Raw genomic sequence first — 21,265 nt, forward strand, 5'->3', positions numbered from 1 at the left:
TTCTTTTGGTCAACCGGGCCTACCCGATTGGAAACCTCATATCCTTTTGATTGGAAACATAAACTTTCGAGCCTGAGACAAATTAACTATGGCATGAAATACGGCCGTTAACGTTAATCAGTCGAAAGCGGCCGTTATGAAAATCGAAAATTTTGCCTCTGCCCAAGCCACGCATTTGCCCGCTTTTTTGTCGGCTATTCAGGGCAAGCTAACCGGTAGTGTTATCGTGGTGCCTTGCTACAACGAGGCCAAGCGTCTCGATAGCGCATCCTTCATCGACTACCTTTCGGCGACGCCGGATGTGACCTTTCTTTTTGTCAATGATGGCAGCACTGACGCCACGCTCGACTGTCTCGTCACGCTGTGCGAACAGGCGGCAGGCCGTGCCTTGGTGCTCGACCTTGCGCAGAACGGTGGCAAAGCCGAGGCTGTTCGTCAGGGGTTGATCGCGGCGTGCGATCTGGGTGCGGAATGCGTCGGCTACTGGGATGCAGATCTGGCGACGCCTCTGGATGCAATCGACGACTTTTCCCGCGTCATGGCGAAGTTTCCTACCACGCAAGTGGTCTACGGCGCGCGTCGTGCCCTACTCGGTCACCGGATCGAACGCACCATGACGCGGCGCGCCGTGTCCCGCGTCTGCGCGACCCTCGCGCGTCAGGCCGTGCGCCTGCCGATTGGCGACACGCAGTGCGGTGCGAAAATGCTGCGCAACAGCCGCCACCTTCGTGCGGCGCTGGAAACGCCGTTCACGGCGGGTTGGCTGTTTGATGTCGAACTGTTCGCACGCTTGTCGGCGCGTCTCGAGGACCGCAGCCGCGCGTTCTACGAGCAGCCGCTCGCGGAATGGACCGAGGTTGCCGGTTCCAAAGTTTCGGGCAGTGCGATCCTGAAGAGCGGACTTCGCATGCTGCGCCTCATCGCGGAAACCCGTCTGGGCCTGCCTGTTGCTGCACCTGTCGCCACTACCGCGCCTGCAGCCCGTTTTGTGCCTTTCGCAGAAGCAGCCTGAACATGAGCCACGCAGTCCCTTCAGTGTCGACGCCATTGCTGGCGCGGGTTCTGGCCGTGCTTATGGCGCCCGCTGTCCTGATCTTTATCTCGTCGAACTTCGTGAATGTCGGCAACCTTGCCTTTAACATGATTTTCAGCCGCCTCATGGGGCCGGAACTTTTCGGGCTGCTCGCTCTCCTTCTGACCATCAAGCTTTCGCTTCTCGGGTTACTCGGTGCTGTTCAAACGGCTGTAAGCAAAGTGGTGGCGAATCTGCCGGACGCGGAAATCTCCCCCATGGCCCGCCGCCTGTCCCGGGTGAACCAACGCCTGTTGGCGGTCGGGGTCGTCAGCGTGATACCATTCGCGGGATTTGGGCTGCTCTGGCAAGGCGCGCCCGCGTTTGGGCTGCCCGATCTCCACCTGTTGGCAGTGCTGATTCTCGCGCTGCCCTTTGGCGCGTCTCTTAGCCTGTTGCGTGGCTTTGCATTGGGACAAATGGATGCCAAACGCATTGTCATCTCCTCCAATGTTGAAATGATCATCCGACTCGTAGGCGCGCTGCTCGCGTGGTCACTCGGGTTCGGGATCACCGGTGTGGTTGCCGCAATTTCTGTGTCGATCATCGCGGGCTGGGTGGTTCTCATGGACATGCTGCCAAAGCGCGCACTCAAAGGTCTGCCGATCCGGCCGATTACAACGACTGTCCTGATTGCCGCCGCGCCATTCGCGCTCTTGCAGCTCGCACAGGTTCTGGCGCTCGACGGAGAAATCTTTGTGGCGCGCTCGCTTTTGCCTGCGAGCGAAGTCGGGTTTATCGCTGCGCTGTCGCTGGTCCAACGCATCCAGTTCTTTGCCTGTTTCGCTCTGGCTTCGGTCCTGTTGCCCGGCGTTGTTCTCGCGGCCCGTCGCAACGAAAACCTCGTGGGCGCCGTGCGTCCCGTCGCCTTGCTCTTTGGTGCGGTGAGTATCCCCCTGATTGTCGTCGCGCTGTTCAAGCCAACGCTGATTCTGGGTGTGCTCGTCGGGGATGCCTATTTCGGGGCGGCGAACGCGCTGAGTTACGCCGTGATCGCGGCGGTCGCTTTCACATTCAGCTATCTGGCGGCCACGTTTCTGGCGGCTCTCGATATGCGGCTCGGGATCACGTTGATCCTGGGGGCGGCTGTCATGCAGATGGGCGCGCTTGTCATCCTCGCGCCGGCCACTGTGCTCGGGGTTGTGCAGATCAAGCTGGCGGTCCAATTGGTCACGGCACTGTTGATCGCGGTCGTGTCGATGCGCAGCGCCCGCAAGTATCGCGCACAGGTGTAATCCGGTCCGACGCGCGCAGTGTTACAGCGCGGGTGCGAACCGGGCTCGGCCCTCTCCATTCGATGACAGCAAACCAAAAGCACATTGCCGCGAACGGGCGATGTGTCAGTGTATTTAAAATGGGGGATTTGGTGGAGCCTAGGGGGGTCGAACCCCTGACCTCTTGCATGCCATGCAAGCGCTCTCCCAACTGAGCTAAGGCCCCGGATTGGCCGATTGGATCGGCCGCGCGGTGGACATTTCGTCCTGCCCGCGCTTCCTATTTTGTCTCGCAAATCGTTGCAAGCGAAAAAAGGCGGTGATCAATCGTCGTCGTCAGCCGCCACATCGGCGATTTCGTCGAGGGAGACATTGTCGTCCTCGTCGTCTTCAAGCAGCTCGTCATCGATATCGATATCCTCGTCGTCATCAACCAGGAGATCATCCTCGTCGCTGACGTCTTCGTCGACAACCGCTGCCTTTTTCTCGACAATCGCAACGCGGGATTTGTTGTTCAAATCAAACGTGAGCGTCTCGCCGGTATAGGGGGAGACGATCGGATCTTTGCCGAGGTCGTAGAACCGCTTGCCGGTGGTCGGACAGACGCGCTTGACGCCCCATTCCTCTTTGGGCATGTGAAATCCCTTTCGTCTTCTGTTTCCATGTGTGGAGGTTCGTGGGGCGATGCCACATCCCATTGCCGGTGTCAAAGGATTTTCGACACATATCTGCGTGAACGGACCTTCTCGCGGGCGTTCAGGCGCGATAGGAAAATGACAAAGGGAGAAATATGGCCACCCGAACGCTCATCGGTGATCCGGACGTGACAGTGACGCTGAAACGGTCCAACCGCGCCAAGCGGATGTCCCTGCGGGTTTCGCGGCTGGACGGGCGTGTGACCCTGACGGTGCCGAAGTTCGCATCCGATCGCGATGCAATGGGGTTCCTCGTCGAAAAGGAATCGTGGATTCGCGGCCATCTCGAAACCCGTGCGCCGCTAAAACAGGTCACCCATGGCGCTCACATGCCGTTTCTGGGGCGCGAGGTTGAAATCGTGGCCGGTGCTTCTGGCCGTTCTCCGCGATTGGAGGGGGAGCGCCTCATGGTGCCGGGCGACGCGGCGAAAGCCGGTCCTCGCGTTTCGGCCTTTCTCAAGACCCAAGCGCGCAGTCGATTGGCAGAGGCATCAGACCGCTACGCCGATGCGCTGGGCGTCAAGGCTACGGCGATCACCCTTCGCGATACCAGATCGCGGTGGGGGTCCTGCACCTCGGAGGGGCGGTTGATGTATTCGTGGCGCCTCGTGATGGCGCCAGAGGTGGTGTTGGACTATGTCGCGGCCCATGAGGTGGCGCATCTTTTGGAGATGAACCATTCGGCGCGGTATTGGGCCCATGTCAAACGCGTGTGCCCCGACTATGTGCTCCATCGGGCCTGGCTGCGCCGGCATGGCGAGACGCTTCACGCATGGCGCTTTGAGAGCTTGGATTGACGGCGGTGTTATTTGTGATCACAGTTCGCCCATGATCGCACCTTCGCCACGCCACCCCGATAGCCCCACCGCGGCACACGACCGGATTTACCGGACCCTGCGCACGCGCATCATGCATGGCGAATACCCTCCGGGAGAGGCGATGACCCTGCGGGGCATTGCGCGCAGCTTTGACGTGTCGATGACGCCTGCGCGTGAGGCTGTGCGGCGGCTGGTGGCCGATGGGGGGCTGAACCTTTCATCCTCGGGACGGGTCGCGACGCCGGAGCTTTCGAGCGAGCGGATCGAGGAACTCGCGTCGATCAGGGCATTGATCGAGCCCGAGCTTGCGACCCGCGCCTTGCCCCGTGCGCATATGGCGCTCATCGACCGGTTGCAGTCGATAAACGGCACCATTGCCGAGACGGTCGCCAAGCATGATGACGTCGGCTACATCCGCGCAAACCTCGACTTCCATCGCACGCTCTATTTGCGCGCTCAGGCGCCTGCGATGCTCGCGCTGACGGAGACGGTGTGGTTGCAGCTCGGACCTACCATGCGGGCGCTCTACGCGCGTCTCAATCGCACCGAGGTGCCCCATAACCATCGGTTGATCGTGGCGGCCCTCAGGGCAGGGGACGAACCCGGTTTGCGTCTGGCCGTTCGATCGGATGTGACGCAGGGCCTGAAAATGTTGACGGTATAGGAGGCGCGAATGGCCGGTAACAGAATCCTCGAAATGACCGAGTTGATGACGCCCGACATGGCGAATTTTTCGGGAAAAGTGCACGGCGGCGCGTTGCTGAAACTGCTCGACCTCGTCGCCTTCTCCTGTGCGTCGCGCTACTCCGGCGAATATGCCGTGACCCTGTCGGTGGATCAGGTTGTGTTCAAGGAACCGATCCACGTCGGCGAGTTGGTCCATTTCAAAGCGACGGTTAACTATGTTGGCCGCTCGTCGATGGAGATCGGAATTCGGGTCGAGGCGGAGGATATTCGCCGCCAGAAAATTCGCCACACCAACTCGTGCTACTTCACGATGGTCGCCGTGGATGATCACGGACAGGCGACCGAGGTTCCACGGTTCGAGTGTGTAACAGAAATCGATAAACGGCGCTGGAAAGCCGCCGAGCTGCGCAAGGAATTGCGAAAGGAGACGGCCGCCAAATTGGCCGCGATTTCGGGGCGCTAGTCAGGGCCCGAGTGCCGACGCGTTGGATTGATGGAACCGTGGAATCAAAAGGGCGACCGTTTGGCCGCCCTTTGTCGTTCTGAATGTGCTCAGGCGTGGATCGGGCCATCACCGCAGGCCAGAGCCGCCTCACGCACCGCCTCTGAGAAGGTCGGGTGGGCGTGGCAGGTCAGCGCGATGTCCTGTGCGGAGGCCCCAAATTCCATGCCCACGCAAATCTCGTGGATCAGATCGCCCGCACCCGGTCCAATGATGTGGCAGCCGAGGATGCGGTCGGTTTCCTTATCCACGATCATCTTGACGAAGCCTTCGCCTTGGAACACGGCCTTGGCGCGTCCGTTGCCCATGAAGGAGAACTTGCCAACCTTGATCGCGCGGCCCTCTTCTTTGAGCTCGGCTTCTGTTTTGCCGACCGAGGCCACTTCGGGCGTCGTGTAGATCACGGATGGGATGACGCCGTAGTTGACGTGGCCATGTTTGCCCGCGAGCACCTCGGCGAGCGCCATGCCTTCGTCTTCGGCTTTGTGAGCGAGCATCGGACCCTCGATGGCGTCGCCGATGGCGTAAATTCCCTTGGCCGTTGTGGCCCAATGCGCGTCGGTTTTGATTTGACCGCGCGGTGTCAGTTCCACACCGACTTCGGCGAGGCCGAGACCGTCGGTGTAGGGTTTGCGACCCGTAGCGACCAACACGACATCGGCGTCGATGGTGACTTCGCTGTCGTCTTTGCGCAGCTTGTAGGTGACTTTCGCCTTGGTTTTGGACGCGTCAACTTTTTGCACCGCGGCGCCGAGAACGAATTCGAGACCCTGCTTTTGCAGAATGCGTTGGAACTGCCTCTGCACTTCCGCATCCATGGTCGGGGTGATCACGTCGAGATACTCGATCACCGTCACCTCGGAGCCGAGGCGTTTGTAGACCGAGCCGAGCTCCAGCCCGATGACGCCCGCGCCGATGACGACCATTTTTTTAGGCACTTTGGGCAATTCGAGACCACCCGTGCTGTCGACCACAACGCCTCCGTCGTTGTCGACTTCGACGCCCGGAATGGAGGTCGGGACAGATCCGGATGCGATAACGATGTGCTTGGCGTCATGGACTTCGTCGCCGACCTTTACTTTGCCCGCAGCGGGAACAGACCCCCAGCCTTTGAGCCAATCGATCTTGTTCTTCTTGAACAGGAATTCGATGCCGCCGGTATTCTGGCCGATGACGTCGTCCTTGTAGGCCTTCATCTGTTTCCAGTCGACGGAGGGCGATTTGCCTTTGAGGCCCATTTTGGCAAAGTTGTGCTCTGCCTCATGCAGCGAATGGGATGCATGCAAAAGTGCCTTGGAAGGGATACAACCCACGTTGAGGCAGGTCCCGCCGAGGGTGTCGCGCCCTTCGACGACGGCTGTTTTCAGGCCGAGTTGTGCACAACGGATTGCGCAGACGTAGCCGCCGGGGCCGGCTCCGATGATGATGACGTCATAGGCTGCCATGGGGGTCTCCTTGGTGATTTTGGCCAGTCGGAGTCCTCTCGGACTCCTGTCGGACTCTTGTCGGGCAAATTATCGCACGGGGCCGTGTCATACCAGCGCCGCGATGAAAAGGATCGCGCAACAGGTCATTGCGACAATCCATAGGTAACTGCGCCACGGCTTCCAGCCAAAAGCATAGGCCGGAACATAGAGCGCGCGCGCGAACAGGTAGGTCCATGCCGCCACGATAGTCACCACACTCGATTGCGCGGTGATCTGGATGAGCAGGACAGCCGCGGCGAAAAACGGGAACATCTGCACGTGGTTGTCATAGGCGCGAAGCATCCGCGCGGTCGTTACCCGCATCTCGCGGCTCGGAGCGCGATCGCGCGGAGAGGTCGTGTAGCCGGGCCCCAGATCCACATTCGCCATGTAGGACGCGACGGCGAACTGCACGATGTGCATGAGGCCGGCGAGGGCGAGGGGGATGAGGATCGGTGTCATGCGTGTTTAACGGCTTTTCGCGAAAAGCTCCGGTAGAAGGTTATTCGCGGTCACGTAATTGACCACCTGCGCAGGGTCGCGGGTAGTGATCGCGGTGTTCGTACGCGTAATCCGGCAGCCGTAGGTCGACTGAATCGTTGGGTTCACGCGTTTCGCTTCGCCCGCCTCAGAACTGCGCATGCCGATGATTTGGTCGCCCACGCGGCCTTCCTTTTGCACGAGATAGCTCAACGAATGCTTGGCCCGCGTGCTGGCCGCAACTGATGCAGGAGCGCAGGTGAAGTCATAGGTCCGTTTCGCCAAGGCCGGTGCAATGGTTGAGCTGCCACGAACACCTCGCAGCACCATGTCTCGGCTGAGAATCACGACGTCGCTGCCTGCGGCAATGGGCGGCAGGGGCTCGGATGCGACACAGGCGGTGAGGGTCGCCGCCAAAGCGACAGGTGTTGCGATGCGTTTGAAGGCGGCGATCATACGTATGGTTCCCTTGTTCGTGAAAGGACTAAGGCCGAGGGTTCAGCTGATGGATATCTCGTGCGCCCACCGGCCGATGGACGCACGAGTGAGTTTGTTACAGATCCATCAACAACCGGCGCGGATCCTCAAGCGCTTCTTTGACGCGTACGAGGAAGGTCACAGCGCCTTTGCCGTCCACAATCCGGTGATCATAGGACAGGGCGAGATACATCATCGGACGGATGACGACCTGACCGTTGATGGCCATCGGACGGTCCTGAATTTTGTGCATGCCGAGGATACCGGACTGCGGGGGGTTCAGGATCGGGGAGGACATCAGCGAGCCGTAGACACCACCGTTAGAGATGGTGAAGGTGCCGCCCTGCATCTCGGCCATCGACAATTTGCCGTCACGCGCGCGCGCGCCTTTCTCGGCGATGGCTTTTTCGATGTCGGCGAAGGACATGGAGTCGGCGTCACGAATGACGGGAACGACGAGGCCCTGTGGCGTGCCTGCGGCGATGCCCATGTGGACAAAGTTTTTGTAGACCACATCAGTGCCGTCGATTTCGGCGTTCACTTCGGGCACTTCGCGCAGGGCATGCACGCAGGCTTTGGTGAAGAAGGACATAAAGCCCAGTTTGACGCCGTGTTTCTTCAGGAACAGGTCTTTGTATTCGTTGCGCAGTCCCATCACCTCGGTCATGTCGACCTCGTTATAGGTGGTGAGCATGGCAGCGGTGTTCTGGCTCTCTTTGAGGCGGCGCGCGATGGTCTGGCGCAGCTTTGTCATTTTGACGCGCTCTTCGCGGGAGGCGTCACTGTCAGAAGAAGGAGCGCGTGGCGCAGCAGCGGCGGCGGGTTGCGCGGCGGGAGCGTTCATAGTTCTGAGCACGTCCTCTTTCATGATGCGGCCGTCTTTGCCCGTGCCGGTCACAGAGGCGGCGTCGACGCCTTTTTCAGCCATCAGTTTGTTGGCGGAAGGCGCATTTTCGATGTCCTTGCCACCACTTGTCGCGGCAGCAGCGGCGGGAGCTGCCTCAGCCGCGGGAGCCGCCGCAGCAGCACCTGCTCCGGAGGCGATGACGGCAAGTTTGGCCGTGGCGTCGACCGTGGCACCCTCTTTGGCAACGATGGAGACCAACGTGCCAGCTGCGGGCGAGGGCACTTCGACGGAGACCTTATCGGTTTCCAATTCGCAGAGCATTTCGTCCTGAGCGACCGTATCGCCCTCTTTTTTGAACCATGTCGCAACCGTGGCTTCGGTCACGGATTCGCCCAAGGTCGGGACCATCACGTCGACACTTTCCCCACTCGATGCGGCGGGAGCATCCGCCTTTGGTTCTGCCTTCTTGGGGGCAGGAGCAGCGCCTTCGCCTTCATTGAGGGTTGCGAGCAGGGCGTCGACACCAACGGTGTCGCCTTCCTGTGCAATGATTTCACCCAATGTGCCTGCGGCAGGGGCGGGCACTTCGACGGTCACCTTATCGGTTTCCAACTCGCAGAGCATTTCATCAACCGCCACGGCATCGCCGGGCTTTTTGAACCATGTGGCAACGGTGGCTTCGGTGACGGATTCGCCAAGGGTCGGAACGCGGACTTCGACAGACATGGAATTACCCTTCGATATTGAGCGCTGAATTCACGAGCGCTTTCTGTTGTGCTTTGTGTTGGGATGCGAGGCCGGTCGCAGGTGACGCGGAGGCGTTGCGACCCACATAGACCGGACGGGAGTGTTTGGACCCGATCCGTGTGAGAACCCATTCGATATTGGGCTCCACGAAGGTCCACGCACCTTGGTTTTTCGGCTCTTCCTGACACCAGATGACTTCGGCCTTTTTGAAGCGTTCCAGTTCCTTGACCAGTGAGAGCGCGGGGAAAGGATAGAACTGTTCGAGGCGCATAATGTAGGTGTCATCGATGCCTGCAGCGTCGCGGGCCTCGAGCAAGTCGTAGTAAACCTTGCCCGAACACATGACGACGCGCTTGATCTTGTCGTCTGCCTTGAGCGTTGTTGGCGACAGGCCGGTGGGCGAATTCGCGTCGGCATCATCCCACAGAACGCGGTGGAACGACGAGCCTTCGGTGAAATCCTTGGCCGTCGAAATCGCAAGCTTGTGGCGCAGAAGGGACTTCGGCGTCATCAGGACGAGCGGTTTGCGGTAGGAGCGGTGCAACTGGCGACGCAGAATGTGGAAATAGTTCGCCGGAGTGGAACAGTTCGCAACGATCCAGTTGTCTTCGGCGCACATTTGCAGGAAGCGTTCGAGACGCGCGGAAGAGTGCTCCGGCCCCTGACCTTCAAAGCCGTGCGGCAAAAGCATCACCAGACCCGACATACGCAGCCATTTGCGTTCGCCCGACGAGATGAATTGGTCGAACATGATCTGCGCGCCGTTGGCGAAGTCGCCGAACTGGGCTTCCCACAGGGTCAATGCGTTGGGTTCGGCGAGCGAGTAGCCGTATTCGAACCCGAGCACGGCATATTCCGACAGCATCGAGTCGATGACTTCGTAATTCGCCTGCCCCTCACGGATGTGGTTGAGCGGGTAGTAGCGGTCCTCGGATTTCTGATCGATCAGCGCCGAGTGGCGTTGCGAAAAGGTGCCGCGTGTCGAATCCTGACCGGCAAGACGCACAGGGTACCCTTCGGTGAGCAGCGATCCAAAGGCGATTGCCTCGGCCGTGGCCCAGTCAAAACCGGTGCCGCTTTCAAACATCTGCGCCTTCGCGTCGAGTTGACGGGCAACGGTTTTGTGGATGTTGAATTCTTCAGGATAGCTGGTCAGGGACCGGCCCACCTCGGCGAGGGTTTTCTCGGAAATCGAGGTTTGCCCACGCTGATATTCGCCGCCCTCGGAATTGAGGTGGGACCACCGCCCGTCGAGCCAGTCGGCTTTGTTGGGTTTGTAGGTTTTGCCGACCTCGAATTCGTCATTGAGGTGCGCCTGAAACGCAGCCTTCATATCTTCGATCTCACCCTCGGGGATGAGGCCGTCCTTGACGAGGCGCTCGGTATAAAGCTGCAGCGTGGTTTTGTGCTTTTTGATCCGGTTGTACATCTGCGGATTGGTAAACATCGGCTCGTCGCCTTCGTTGTGACCAAACCTGCGGTAGCAGAAGATGTCGATCACCACGTCTTTGTGGAATTTCTGACGGAACTCGGTGGCCACTTTCGCAGCGTGCACCACAGCCTCCGGATCGTCACCGTTGACGTGGAAGATTGGCGCCTCGACGACCAATGCGTTGTCGGTCGGGTAGGGCGAGGAGCGCGAGAAATGCGGCGCGGTGGTGAATCCGATCTGGTTGTTGACCACGATATGGATCGTGCCGCCGGTGCGGTGACCGCGCAGCCCCGACAGGCCAAAGCATTCTGCCACAACACCCTGACCGGCAAAGGCCGCGTCGCCGTGCAACAGGATCGGGATCACGCTGGTGCGTTCGTGGTCGTTGTTCTGGTCGGTCTTGGCGCGCACTTTGCCCAAGACAACGGGGTTCACCGCCTCAAGGTGCGACGGGTTGGCCGTCAGAGACAGGTGAACGGTATTGCCGTCGAATTCGCGATCCGAAGAAGCTCCGAGGTGATATTTCACATCGCCGGAGCCATCCACGTCCTCGGGTTTGAACGAACCGCCCTGGAATTCGTTGAAGATCGCGCGGTAGGGTTTGCTCATCACGTTGGCGAGCACCGACAAACGACCGCGGTGCGGCATGCCGATGATGACCTCTTTCACGCCGAGGTTGCCGCCGCGTTTGATGATCTGTTCCATCGCAGGGATAAGCGCTTCACCCCCGTCCAGACCAAAGCGTTTGGTGCCCATGTATTTGACGTGGAGGAATTTCTCGAAACCCTCGGCCTCGACCAACTTGTTCAGGATCGCTTTGCGGCCCTCACGGGTAAAGGCGATTTCCTTGCCGAAACCTTCGATCCGCTCTTTGAGCCAACCGGCCTGTTCGGGGTCGGAAATATGCATGTACTGCAGCGCAAAAGTGCCGCAATAGGTCCGCTTCACGATGTCGAGTATCTGACGCATCGAGGCGTGCTGAAGGCCCAACACCTGATCGAGGAAGATCGGGCGGTCCATGTCGGCTTCGGTGAAACCGTAGGATTTCGGGTCCAGTTCGGGGTGCGGGGTCTCGTCGCGCATGCCCAGCGGATCGAGATCGGCCACGAGATGGCCACGGATCCGGTAGGCGCGGATAATCATCAACGCGCGCACGGAATCCAGAACAGCGCGTTTGACGGCGTCCTCGGAAATCTCGACGCCTTTTTCGGCGGCTTTCTCTTTGATCTTTTTCTCGGCGGCGACGGGTTCGGCCCATTGCCCGTCCAATGCGCTGGTCAGATCGTCATTTGGAACCGGAGGCCAATCAGCGCGCGCCCATGAAGGGCCCGCTGCCTCGGCCTGCACGTCACCGGCGTTGTCGCCAAGCGATTCAAAAAACGCGACCCAACTTGCGTCCACAGACGCAGGATCCTTCGCGAATTGCGCGTAGACCTGTTCGAGGTACTCCGCATTGTGCCCCTGCATGAAAGAGGAGGCGTGAAAGATGTCGTTAGGGCTTTGATCATTCATGGGTCTGATCCTTTCGGACCTTTGGTTACAATGGTTAGAGGCATAGATTGGCGCGTTTTACGTCCGCGTAAAGATAGGGGACAGATCGGGTGGCGTTTTTACCCGCCTCATCGCGACGATAGTCAGCAAGATAAATCCCGGCCACAAATTCCGTGTTGTACTGGTCGCGGCTTGAAAACGAGTAAGATCCGGTGCGGATGTGGCGCCCGCGTATCCCACGGGTCACCGCGGACAATCGCGTGGTAGTGTTGTGAGTGAATTTGGCGCGCGGCTGGAATTTGGTCGTTATTTTGTTCTGCGACAACAGCTCCTGAACGTCATCGTAGAGGCCAGAATCTTCGTCCTCGGGCAGGGCCACAAGCCAGATGTCCTCGTCCGCGTAAGCTCCCGCACTGGCGCCCCCGGGGAATCTTTCGCCGCAATGGAAGACGAAAATGCCGCTGGGATGATGCCAGAGAACGGGCGGATTTTCTTCGGGCTGCTGGTTTAACCGACGACCCAGCGTGGCGCGGGTGAGCCGGTCACGCAGTTCGTCACCAAGATCTCTGGCGCGCGCAACGCTTTCTTTGTCGCAGGCATCGACGGCGGCGAAAACCACGCCCCGGTCCAAGTGGCGATAGGCATCAACCGCGCCGCTTTCGATCATTCCACGGATATGTGCCAGACGTTCGGCATCGGTAGCTATGGCGAAACCGGCGGATTCGAGGATTTCGGCGAGGCCGAGTGGCCCCCAACCCTGCTTATTGATGAGAGCGCCGAGGGCATCGACCCCGGCGCTCAGTTGTTTCCGTGTTGCGCATACCTCCGGGGGCACCGGAATATCTCCGGCGCTCGGCTTGGACCCGAAAAGGAGGTTGCGCAGCATGGTTAGCCTTTTCCGATCGCTTCTTGCACGGCTTCGCCCAGCGTTGCGGGGCTGTCGGCAACCACGATACCTGCGGATTTCATCGCTTCGATCTTGGATTCCGCATCGCCTTTGCCGCCAGCGACAATCGCGCCTGCGTGGCCCATGCGGCGGCCGGGAGGGGCCGTGCGACCGGCGATGAAACCAGCGGTCGGTTTCCAGCGGCCTTTTTTGCGCTGCTCGGCGAGGAATTCGGCAGCTTCTTCTTCCGCGGAGCCACCGATCTCACCGATCATGATGATCGAATGGGTTTCGGGATCGTCGAGGAACATGTCGAGCACGTCGATGTGCTCTGTGCCTTTGATCGGGTCGCCGCCGATGCCCACTGCGGTGGATTGGCCGAGGCCCAGATCAGAGGTCTGTTTCACCGCTTCATAGGTCAGCGTACCGGAGCGGGACACAACGCCGACGGAACCGCGACGGTGGATGTGGCCGGGCATGATGCCGATTTTGCACGCATCAGGCGTGATGACACCCGGGCAGTTCGGGCCGATGAGGCGCGACTTGGAGGTTTCCAGCGCCTTTTTCACGCCCATCATGTCGAGCACAGGGATGCCTTCGGTGATGCAGATGATCAACGGTACTTCCGCGTCGATCGCTTCGAGGATCGAGTCGGCTGCGAAGGGCGGGGGAACATAGATCACGGACGCGTTGGCTTCGGTTTTCGCGACCGCTTCGTGCACGGAGTTGAAGACCGGCAGGTCGAGATGGGTCATGCCACCTTTGCCCGGCGTCACGCCGCCGACCATTTTGGTGCCATATGCAATGGCCTGCTCCGAGTGGAAGGTACCCTGCGAGCCGGTGAAGCCCTGACAGATGACCTTGGTGTTTTCGTCTACGAGGATTGCCATCTGACTTAGCCCTTCACTGCTTTAACGATTTTCTGCGCGCCGTCTTTGAGGTTGTCGGCGGCGATCACGTCGAGACCGGAGTTGTTGATGATCTCTTTGCCGAGCTCCACGTTGGTCCCTTCGAGGCGCACAACGAGCGGCACTTTCAGGCCGACTTCTTTCACAGCGGCAATCACACCCTCAGCGATCACGTCACAGCGCATGATGCCGCCGAAGATGTTCACGAGGATTCCTTTGACGTTCGGGTCCGAGGTGATGATTTTGAAAGCTTCGGTGACTTTCTCTTTGGTCGCGCCGCCGCCTACGTCGAGGAAGTTGGCAGGCTCTGCGCCGTAGAGTTTGATGATGTCCATGGTCGCCATGGCCAGACCGGCACCGTTCACCATGCAGCCGATTTCACCGTCGAGCGCGATGTAGTTCAGGTCGTGCTGGGAGGCGGCGAGTTCTTTGGGGTCTTCTTCTGTCTCGTCACGCATGCCGACGATGTCGGGGTGGCGGTAGAGCGCGTTGCCGTCAAAGCCGGCTTTGCAGTCGAGACATTTCAGATCGCCGGTTTCGGTGACGATCAGAGGGTTGATCTCCAGCATCTCCATGTCTTTTTCGATGAACATGCGGTACAGATTGCCCATCAGCTGAGCGCATTGTTTGACCTGTTTGCCTTCGAGGCCGAGAGCAAACGCGATGCGGCGTCCGTGGAAGCCCTGGTATCCAACAGCCGGATCGACCGTGAATGTCTGGATTTTCTCGGGTGTGTTGGCCGCGACTTCTTCGATGTCCATGCCGCCTTCGGTGGAGGCCACGAAAGAAACGCGCGAGGTTTGGCGATCCACGAGCAGGGCGAGGTAGAGTTCGCGCTCAATGCCCGAGCCGTCTTCGATGTAGATGCGGTTGACCTGTTTGCCTGCCGGACCGGTCTGATGGGTCACGAGTGTATGGCCGAGCATCGCGTTGGCTTCTTGTGCTGCCTCTTCGACAGACTTCGCCAGACGCACGCCGCCCTTGTCGCCTGCGTTGGGCTCTTTGAATTTGCCCTTGCCGCGGCCACCGGCGTGAATTTGTGCTTTAACGACCCACAGGGGTCCGGGCAATTCGCCCGCAGCGGTTTTCGCGTCATGTGCATTGAGCACGACCCGGCCGTCGGAAACCGGCGCGCCGTATTCCTTGAGGAGGCTTTTTGCCTGATACTCGTGGATGTTCATGGACCTGTCCTATCGTGGTTCGTTTGCATGGCTCATCGCATAGTCACACCATGTGAATAAACGGTTTTTTCCGCTGTTAGCGTTAAATGGCCCGAGTTTCTCCATTTTGTGATCACAGGCAGAAAAAGTGTGATCACAAATCCAACTTTCGATGGTCCGGTCGAATCGCACCCGATGCGGGGCGTCCGGGCAGCGTGGATGCGGCACCCGATCCAGTCACCACCTTCGCCTCTGTGGAAAACGCCACCGGCGGCAATCGGGCTCCTTGCGCCGTTTCCCGTCCGCCTTGGTCAACAGCGTCCACTCGTCGCGGGCGGTTGTTTGCGGGGCTGAAGGGGTGATATAATGATGGAAACCCTCAGAGCAAAAGTCCCTCATCATGCCCCTTATTCCCCTGGCCCCCTATGTCGTTGGCGCACTTGCCGTTTTCTGTGCGGGTTCGCTCGCGGCGCAGGATTACAGCATTTCGGTCTACTCCGGCTATCAGAGCGCGCCGCACAGCAATGTGACAGGCAGCGATCCCGCGGGCGCTGGGGATTTCGACTTTACCGCCGGATGGGATTCGAAACCCTTCGCGATGCCGCCCTATTACGGGGTGCGCGGGACGTGGTGGCTCAGTGAACGGTTTGGCCTCACGGCGGATTTCAACCACACCAAGGTTTACGCCGATCAGGAGACCTTTGACAAAAGCGGTTTCGAGGTTCTGGAATTCACCGATGGCCTCAACAACCTGACCTTTGGTGGGGTGTGGCGGTGGCCCGCTGCGTGGGGTGATAAACTGACACCCTATGCGGGGCTAAGTGCCGGTTTGATCATTCCGCATGTCGAGGTGCAGACAACGCCTACGGCGCCCAAGACCTTTGAATATCAGGTCGCGGGTCCCTCGGTCGCATGGATTGCGGGCGCGAGTTTCGAGATGAATGAGCGCTGGGATGTCTTTGGCGAATACAAAGGCACCTATTCGCAACTCAACGCAGACCTCGAAGGCGGCGGATCGCTACGCACGGACATCGTGACGAACGCGATCAACCTAGGTGTTGCGTTCAAGTTCTGACTTACACCCGCGACGCAAAACAAAAGGCCGGATCACTGGGATCCGGCCTTTGTCGTTTCGAAGTCTGTATCGCCTAGGCGAGGTTGCCGTCGATGCCTTTGCAGGCTTCAACGAGACCTTTGACCGCTTCAACGGATTTGTCGAACATCACTTGCTCGTCTTTGGAGAGTTTGATGTCGACGACTTTTTCGATGCCGCCTGCGCCAATGATGGTCGGGACGCCAACATACATTCCGTTAAGGCCAAGCTCGCCATCGCAATAAGCCGCGCAGGGCAGGAGGCGTTTCTGGTCTTTGAGGTAGGCTTCGGCCATCTCGATCGCGGAGGTCGCAGGAGCGTAGAAAGCGGAACCGGTTTTCAACAGGCCAACGATTTCTGCGCCACCGTCACGGGTGCGCTGAATGATCGCGTCGAGTTTTTCTTGCGTGGTCCAGCCCATTTCCACCAGATCGGGGAGGGGGATGCCGCCCACGGTGGAGTAGCGTGCGGAGGGAACCATGGTGTCGCCGTGGCCGCCGAGTACGAATGCGGTGACGTCTCTCATCGATACGCCGAATTCGACCGACAGGAAGTGGCGGAAACGCGCGCTGTCGAGAACGCCTGCCATGCCGACAACTTTTTCTGTGGGCAGGCCGGAGTACTGCTGCAGCGCCCAGACCATCGCGTCGAGCGGGTTGGTGATGCAGATGACGAACGCGTCAGGTGCGTGTTCTTTGATGCCTTCGCCGACGGATTTCATAACCTTGAGGTTGATGCCGAGAAGGTCGTCGCGCGACATGCCGGGTTTGCGAGGAACGCCTGCGGTGACGATACATACGTCTGCGCCCGCGATATCCGCGTAATCTGTGGTGCCTTTGAGGTTCGCGTCGAAACCTTCGGAAGGACCGGACTCAGCGATATCGAGCGCTTTGCCCTGCGGCGTGCCGTCTGAAATGTCGAACAGGACCACGTCGCCGAGTTCTTTGATGGCTGCGAGGTGGGCGAGCGTGCCGCCGATTTGACCTGCGCCGATAAGGGCAATCTTGGGTCTGGCCATGATGAGTGTCTCCGGTCAATTGGATTTGGATCGCGCGATGGGTAGCCCTTTGGCGGCATTCGTGCAAGTCCGCTGCGCTTGCAAACACAGGTGTTAGGAGAGGATTGGGGTGGCGTTAGCGATAACCACCCCTTATTCGATTAGGAATTGATCGTGATGCATAGCGGGGATGCCATGACGCTCGACTTCAATTTCTTTCTGTTCGCGGTGCCGGCGGTGATCTTTGCGGGCATGTCAAAGGGCGGTTTTGGCTCTGCCGCGGCCTTTGCAGCGACACCATTTCTGGCGCTGATTCTCGAACCGGGGCAGGCGGTTGGTCTGATGTTGCCGCTGCTCATGGTGATGGATGTCACGGCAATCCGCGTGTTCTGGCGAAAATGGGACTGGAAAGTCGCGCGCACATTGATCGTGGGCGCACTGCCCGGGATTGCGCTGGGCGGATTGCTCTACGGCATCGCATCGCCCGATGTCTTCCGGTTCCTGATCGGCATCGTCGCGGTTGGATTTGTGGCCTATCAGGGGGCGAAAGCACGGGGATGGATTCCCCAGCCCAAAAACCGCATCGGCACCGCCGGTGGTCTGTTTTGGGGTATGGCGACGGGGTTCACATCGTTCATCAGTCACGCGGGCGGACCGCCCGCTGCCGTCTATCTGCTGAGCCAGAAAATGGACAAAACCACCTACCAGGCGACGAGTGTTCTGGTTTTCTGGGCGGTGAACCTGCTCAAGTTCATTCCCTATTTCATCGTCGGTATTTTCAGCGCGGATACGTTCAAGGCCGACTTGACCCTCGTGCCCGCCGCGATCGCGGGGGTCCTCATCGGGGCATGGCTGCATCACAAGATGTCGGACAAACTGTTCTTTGCGCTGGCCTATATTTTCCTGACGATCACAGGGCTGAAACTCATCTTTGACGCGCTGACTTAGTCATGGTCCGACCCCCGTGTGCCGTGTCGGCGTCAGCCGCAGACCGAGTTTGATCTACGGGTGGCCGCACTGCACAGGGTCAACCGCGCAGGTCGCCGGATTTAAGCGTCTTCACCTTTGGTCACGCCGAGTTCCGCGAGCGTTTCGAATGCCTGCCCCGATGCGATGAGGCACGACATTCCGTTCGGCTGCGTCACCACAATCGTCCACGTGCCGGTTTCGGGGGAGGCAAAGACCTCAAACACACCGTTGTTGGGGGCGAGCCCGATTGACTGGCGGCTTTCACCGAACTTCGACATCAGGCGGTCGATGACCTGATCACGGTTGGCGCAATTGGCCTGTGCGGATGCAGCCCCGGCGATGACCAGAGCGACGGCACCCGGAAAGGCGGAGTTTACGAAACGTCCCATCTTTCTTTCCTTTTAAAGCGTCGGGGTAGCCCCGACTGGGTGAACCGGAGCGCGTGCATTGTTGGTCATGCACTTGCACCTCCCGCTTTCCGGCGATGGGATCAGACTGCGCCTGAAGGTCTTAGATAAGGTTAACAGGGGCGCGCGTTGCGTGTCGCGGCGCCGCAAATTTCTGCAGTGCGGAAATTTTGGGGTTGCGGAAAGGTGCGCTTCTGTGGCTCTTTGCGCAACAATATTGCGGAGGTAATCAGAATCATGTCATCCACACGCCCGTACCGTTCGGCTCTCTATATCCCCGGCTCAAAGGAACGCGCTCTGGAAAAGGCCAAGGGGCTGGCATGTGATGCAATCCTGTTTGACCTCGAAGACGCCGTTGCCCCCGAGGCCAAGGTCGCCGCCCGCACCTTGCTCGCACAGACCATCAAATCCGGCGGCTACGGCAATCGCGCCAAGATCGTCCGAGTGAACGGGTTCGATACCGAATGGGGCCGCGATGACGTGGCCGCGTTCGTCGGCGCGGACATTGACGGGATCCTGCTGCCAAAGGTGGACTCCGGCGCGATGGTCGAAGAACTTGCACAGGCCATCCCCGATGTGCCGCTCTGGGCGATGATGGAAACGCCGCTCGGCATGCTCAACGCTGCCGAGATTGCCGCACACCCGCGCCTGACGGGCTTCGTGATGGGCACAAATGACCTCGCCAAGGACCTCAACACCCGGTTTCGCGCGGATCGACAGCCGCTGCTGACCGGACTTGGTCTCTGCGTGATTGCGGCCAAGGCGCATGGGGTGGTTGTGCTGGATGGCGTCTATAATGCCTTCAAGGATGACGACGGTTTGCGCGCCGAATGCGAGCAGGGGCGTGATTTCGGGATGGATGGCAAAACCCTGATCCATCCCGCGCAGTTGGATATCGCGAACGAAGTATTTGCCCCCACCGAAGCTGAAATTGACCTCGCGCAGAGACAAATCACCGCGTTTGAGGCAGCACAGGCCGCAGGCGAAGGCGTTGCGGTTGTCGATGGTAAAATTGTGGAGAATCTCCATATCGTGACGGCGCGTGCTACGCTCGCCAAGCACGATGCGATCCTAGCAATGGAGTAAGCCATGATCCTTCTCATTCTCGGTGTTCTGCTGTGGAGCGGCGCACATTTGTTCAAACGCTTGGCACCAGATGCGCGGGCCCGTATGGGCGACAAGGCAAAGGGCCCTGTCGCACTCGCGCTGGCCTTGTCTTTGGTGTTTATGGTGGTCGGGTATCGCGGGGCAGAGACCTACGATCTCTATGCGCTGCCGGGTTGGACCGTTCACCTCAATAATCTCCTGATGGTCATAGCCGTTGTTCTTCTGGGCCTGGGTAATTCGAAGAGCCGCCTGCGCGCGAAGATGCGCCACCCGATGCTGACAGGGGTCATCGTCTGGGGTGTCGCGCACCTGTTGACCAACGCGGATGCGGCGAGCTTTGTTCTTTTCGGGGCCATGATCATCTGGGCCGCAACCGAGATGGTATTGATCAACAGACAGGTGCATTCCTACGTGCCCTACGACGGGGGATCGCCAAAAGGCGATATGCGTCTGGCGTTGATCTCGCTTGCCGTCTTTATTGTCATCGCGGGTCTGCATTGGTGGATCGGCGTTTATCCATTCCCGATGTGAGGACACAGCATGCAGGCCTATAGGCTTCTGACCGATGAGGATACGTCTGCCTTTTGTCATAAAGTGACGGCGGCATTGAACAAAGGGTGGGAGCTCTATGGTTCCCCCTCTTACGCCTACGACCACGCCACGGGGCGGATGCGCTGTGCGCAGGCGGTCGTGAAACAGGCCGAAGGCGACTACAGCGCAGATGTGAAATTGGGAGAGCTCTAAATGAAGACGAACGCGGGACGGTTTTTCGAGGATTACGCTGTTGGTCAGGTGATCAAACACGCTGTGCCGCGGACGATTTCCGGTGGCGAGAGGGCGCTTTATCATGCGCTTTATCCCGCCCGCCATGCTCTCTATTCCTCGGACGATTTCGCCGCATCCTGTGGTTTCGACAAATCGCCGATGGATGATCTGATCGCGTTTCATACGGTGTTCGGAAAAACGGTGCCCGATGTGTCGCTGAACGCGGTGGCCAACCTCGGCTACGCCGAAGGGCGGTGGCTAAAGCCCGTCTATCCCGGTGACACACTGCGATCAGAGTCAGAGGTGATCGGGGTCAAGCAGAACTCCAACGGCAAGTCCGGCGTGGTCTATGTGCGCACGACCGGCCGTAACCAGTTCGATGAGCCGGTTTTGGAATATGTGCGCTGGGTTATGGTGCGCAAACGCGATCTCGACGCCCCCGTGCCCGAAACGGTGATCCCTGATTTGCGCACCGTGGTCCCGGCCGATGAATTGGTCCTGCCTGAAGGCATCGACTTTGCCCGCTACGATTTCGATCTGGCCGGAGAGGCGCATCGGTGGTCGGACTATAAGGTCGGTGAAAAGATCGACCATGTTGATGGTGTGACGATCGAAGAGTCCGAACACATGCTCGCCACGCGCCTGTGGCAAAATACGGCCAAGGTCCACTTCGACGCGACGAACCGTGAAGACGGCAAACGGTTGATCTATGGCGGGCACGTCATTTCGATGGCCCGCGCTTTGTCGTTCAATGGTCTGGCAAATGCGCAGATGATCGTCGGGTTGAACGGCGGCGCGCATGCGAACCCATGCTTCTCCGGTGACACGGTGCGCGCTTGGTCCGAGGTTCTCGACCTGGCAGAGACGGATGCACCCGGGGTCGGGGCCGTGCGATTGCGCCTTGTCGCGTATAAAGACGGCGCGCCGGAGTTTGCACTCAAAGGCGAAGACGGGAAATACCATCCCGATGTGTTGCTCGATCTGGATTATTGGGCGCTTATGCCGGTCTAGGGAGGTTTTCGTCGCCCGGTTGCGATGCTGCCAT

The 21,265-nt window shown here is 59.4% G+C and carries 22 protein-coding genes and 1 tRNA gene; 11 read left to right on the top strand and 12 right to left on the bottom strand.

Features of this window, described 5'->3' with window-relative positions:
* Positions 1 to 136 precede the first annotated feature (136 nt).
* Entirely contained in the window at positions 137 to 1,012 is an 876-nt protein-coding gene (locus tag ABD815_RS05920) for a glycosyltransferase (protein ID WP_344844903.1), read from the top strand.
* A 2-nt stretch (positions 1,013 to 1,014) separates the two neighbouring features.
* Positions 1,015 to 2,307, top strand: a complete 1,293-nt coding sequence (locus tag ABD815_RS05925) for an MATE family efflux transporter (RefSeq protein ID WP_344844905.1) — start codon at positions 1,015 to 1,017, stop codon at positions 2,305 to 2,307.
* Positions 2,308 to 2,436: 129 nt separating this feature from the next.
* Here the strand turns inward: ABD815_RS05925 and ABD815_RS05930 are convergent.
* Together ABD815_RS05930 and ABD815_RS05935 are read right to left on the bottom strand one after the other, a co-directional pair.
* Positions 2,437 to 2,512: transfer RNA gene (locus ABD815_RS05930), tRNA-Ala, on the bottom strand.
* A gap of 97 nt (positions 2,513 to 2,609) precedes the next feature.
* Positions 2,610 to 2,921: a TIGR02300 family protein gene (locus ABD815_RS05935; RefSeq protein ID WP_344844908.1), complete on the bottom strand. Its 312-nt coding sequence runs from the start codon at positions 2,919 to 2,921 to the stop codon at positions 2,610 to 2,612.
* A 155-nt stretch (positions 2,922 to 3,076) separates the two neighbouring features.
* Here ABD815_RS05935 and ABD815_RS05940 point away from each other — a divergent pair, with 155 nt between their 5' ends.
* Genes ABD815_RS05940 through ABD815_RS05950 form a run of 3 tightly spaced genes read left to right on the top strand, consistent with a single transcriptional unit; the run spans position 3,077 to position 4,949 of the window.
* Positions 3,077 to 3,778: a M48 family metallopeptidase gene (locus tag ABD815_RS05940; protein ID WP_344844911.1), complete on the top strand. Its 702-nt coding sequence runs from the start codon at positions 3,077 to 3,079 to the stop codon at positions 3,776 to 3,778.
* Positions 3,779 to 3,809: 31 nt separating this feature from the next.
* Positions 3,810 to 4,463, top strand: a complete 654-nt coding sequence (locus ABD815_RS05945) for a GntR family transcriptional regulator (protein WP_344844914.1) — start codon at positions 3,810 to 3,812, stop codon at positions 4,461 to 4,463.
* 9 nt (positions 4,464 to 4,472) lie between these two features.
* Entirely contained in the window at positions 4,473 to 4,949 is a 477-nt protein-coding gene (locus ABD815_RS05950; RefSeq protein WP_344844917.1) for an acyl-CoA thioesterase, read from the top strand.
* A gap of 89 nt (positions 4,950 to 5,038) precedes the next feature.
* Here the strand turns inward: ABD815_RS05950 and lpdA are convergent, their stop codons facing one another.
* The 8 genes from lpdA to sucC all read right to left on the bottom strand — a co-directional run bounded on the left by lpdA (position 5,039) and on the right by sucC (position 14,903).
* The gene (gene lpdA / locus ABD815_RS05955; protein WP_344844919.1) at positions 5,039 to 6,433 is read right to left on the bottom strand and encodes a dihydrolipoyl dehydrogenase; all 1,395 of its coding nucleotides are present in this window, start codon (positions 6,431 to 6,433) and stop codon (positions 5,039 to 5,041) included.
* Between the two features lie 87 nt (positions 6,434 to 6,520).
* The gene (locus ABD815_RS05960; RefSeq protein ID WP_344844922.1) at positions 6,521 to 6,916 is read right to left on the bottom strand and encodes an MAPEG family protein; all 396 of its coding nucleotides are present in this window, start codon (positions 6,914 to 6,916) and stop codon (positions 6,521 to 6,523) included.
* 6 nt (positions 6,917 to 6,922) lie between these two features.
* Positions 6,923 to 7,390: a hypothetical protein gene (locus tag ABD815_RS05965; protein ID WP_344844925.1), complete on the bottom strand. Its 468-nt coding sequence runs from the start codon at positions 7,388 to 7,390 to the stop codon at positions 6,923 to 6,925.
* Between the two features lie 97 nt (positions 7,391 to 7,487).
* Positions 7,488 to 8,984, bottom strand: a complete 1,497-nt coding sequence (gene odhB / locus ABD815_RS05970; protein ID WP_344844927.1) for a 2-oxoglutarate dehydrogenase complex dihydrolipoyllysine-residue succinyltransferase — start codon at positions 8,982 to 8,984, stop codon at positions 7,488 to 7,490.
* Between the two features lie 4 nt (positions 8,985 to 8,988).
* A complete protein-coding gene (locus tag ABD815_RS05975; RefSeq protein WP_344844930.1) occupies positions 8,989 to 11,949 on the bottom strand; it encodes a 2-oxoglutarate dehydrogenase E1 component in 2,961 nt (986 codons plus the stop codon).
* A 34-nt stretch (positions 11,950 to 11,983) separates the two neighbouring features.
* Entirely contained in the window at positions 11,984 to 12,814 is an 831-nt protein-coding gene (locus tag ABD815_RS05980; protein WP_344844933.1) for a hypothetical protein, read from the bottom strand.
* A 2-nt stretch (positions 12,815 to 12,816) separates the two neighbouring features.
* Positions 12,817 to 13,704: a succinate--CoA ligase subunit alpha gene (gene sucD, locus ABD815_RS05985; protein WP_344844936.1), complete on the bottom strand. Its 888-nt coding sequence runs from the start codon at positions 13,702 to 13,704 to the stop codon at positions 12,817 to 12,819.
* Between the two features lie 5 nt (positions 13,705 to 13,709).
* Positions 13,710 to 14,903 carry an ADP-forming succinate--CoA ligase subunit beta gene (gene sucC / locus ABD815_RS05990; protein WP_344844938.1) on the bottom strand — a complete coding sequence of 398 codons (1,194 nt, stop codon included), beginning with the start codon at positions 14,901 to 14,903 and terminating at the stop codon, positions 13,710 to 13,712.
* A gap of 379 nt (positions 14,904 to 15,282) precedes the next feature.
* Between sucC and ABD815_RS05995 the strand changes: the two genes are divergently transcribed.
* Positions 15,283 to 15,957 carry an outer membrane beta-barrel protein gene (locus ABD815_RS05995; RefSeq protein ID WP_344844940.1) on the top strand — a complete coding sequence of 225 codons (675 nt, stop codon included), beginning with the start codon at positions 15,283 to 15,285 and terminating at the stop codon, positions 15,955 to 15,957.
* A 73-nt stretch (positions 15,958 to 16,030) separates the two neighbouring features.
* Here ABD815_RS05995 and mdh read toward each other — a convergent pair whose 3' ends face one another.
* On the bottom strand, positions 16,031 to 16,993 hold the full coding sequence (gene mdh / locus ABD815_RS06000; RefSeq protein ID WP_344844942.1) for a malate dehydrogenase: 963 nt from the start codon (positions 16,991 to 16,993) through the stop codon (positions 16,031 to 16,033).
* Between the two features lie 156 nt (positions 16,994 to 17,149).
* Here mdh and ABD815_RS06005 point away from each other — a divergent pair, with 156 nt between their 5' ends.
* A complete protein-coding gene (locus ABD815_RS06005; protein WP_344844945.1) occupies positions 17,150 to 17,920 on the top strand; it encodes a sulfite exporter TauE/SafE family protein in 771 nt (256 codons plus the stop codon).
* A gap of 101 nt (positions 17,921 to 18,021) precedes the next feature.
* Here the strand turns inward: ABD815_RS06005 and ABD815_RS06010 are convergent, their stop codons facing one another.
* Complete coding sequence (locus ABD815_RS06010; protein ID WP_344844948.1) at positions 18,022 to 18,330, bottom strand: hypothetical protein; 309 nt, start codon at positions 18,328 to 18,330, stop codon at positions 18,022 to 18,024.
* 252 nt (positions 18,331 to 18,582) lie between these two features.
* Here ABD815_RS06010 and ABD815_RS06015 point away from each other — a divergent pair, with 252 nt between their 5' ends.
* Genes ABD815_RS06015 through ABD815_RS06030 form a run of 4 tightly spaced genes read left to right on the top strand, consistent with a single transcriptional unit; the run spans position 18,583 to position 21,231 of the window.
* Positions 18,583 to 19,434 carry an HpcH/HpaI aldolase/citrate lyase family protein gene (locus tag ABD815_RS06015; RefSeq protein WP_344845814.1) on the top strand — a complete coding sequence of 284 codons (852 nt, stop codon included), beginning with the start codon at positions 18,583 to 18,585 and terminating at the stop codon, positions 19,432 to 19,434.
* A 3-nt stretch (positions 19,435 to 19,437) separates the two neighbouring features.
* Complete coding sequence (locus ABD815_RS06020) at positions 19,438 to 19,986, top strand: NnrU family protein (protein ID WP_344844952.1); 549 nt, start codon at positions 19,438 to 19,440, stop codon at positions 19,984 to 19,986.
* A gap of 9 nt (positions 19,987 to 19,995) precedes the next feature.
* The gene (locus ABD815_RS06025; protein ID WP_344844955.1) at positions 19,996 to 20,199 is read left to right on the top strand and encodes a DUF1737 domain-containing protein; all 204 of its coding nucleotides are present in this window, start codon (positions 19,996 to 19,998) and stop codon (positions 20,197 to 20,199) included.
* Positions 20,200 to 21,231, top strand: coding sequence for a MaoC family dehydratase (locus ABD815_RS06030; RefSeq protein WP_344844958.1), 1,032 nt, complete (start codon positions 20,200 to 20,202; stop codon positions 21,229 to 21,231).
* Positions 21,232 to 21,265 lie beyond the last annotated feature (34 nt).

Origin of the sequence: Celeribacter arenosi, from assembly GCF_039539485.1 — a bacterium.
GTDB lineage: Bacteria > Pseudomonadota > Alphaproteobacteria > Rhodobacterales > Rhodobacteraceae > Celeribacter > Celeribacter arenosi.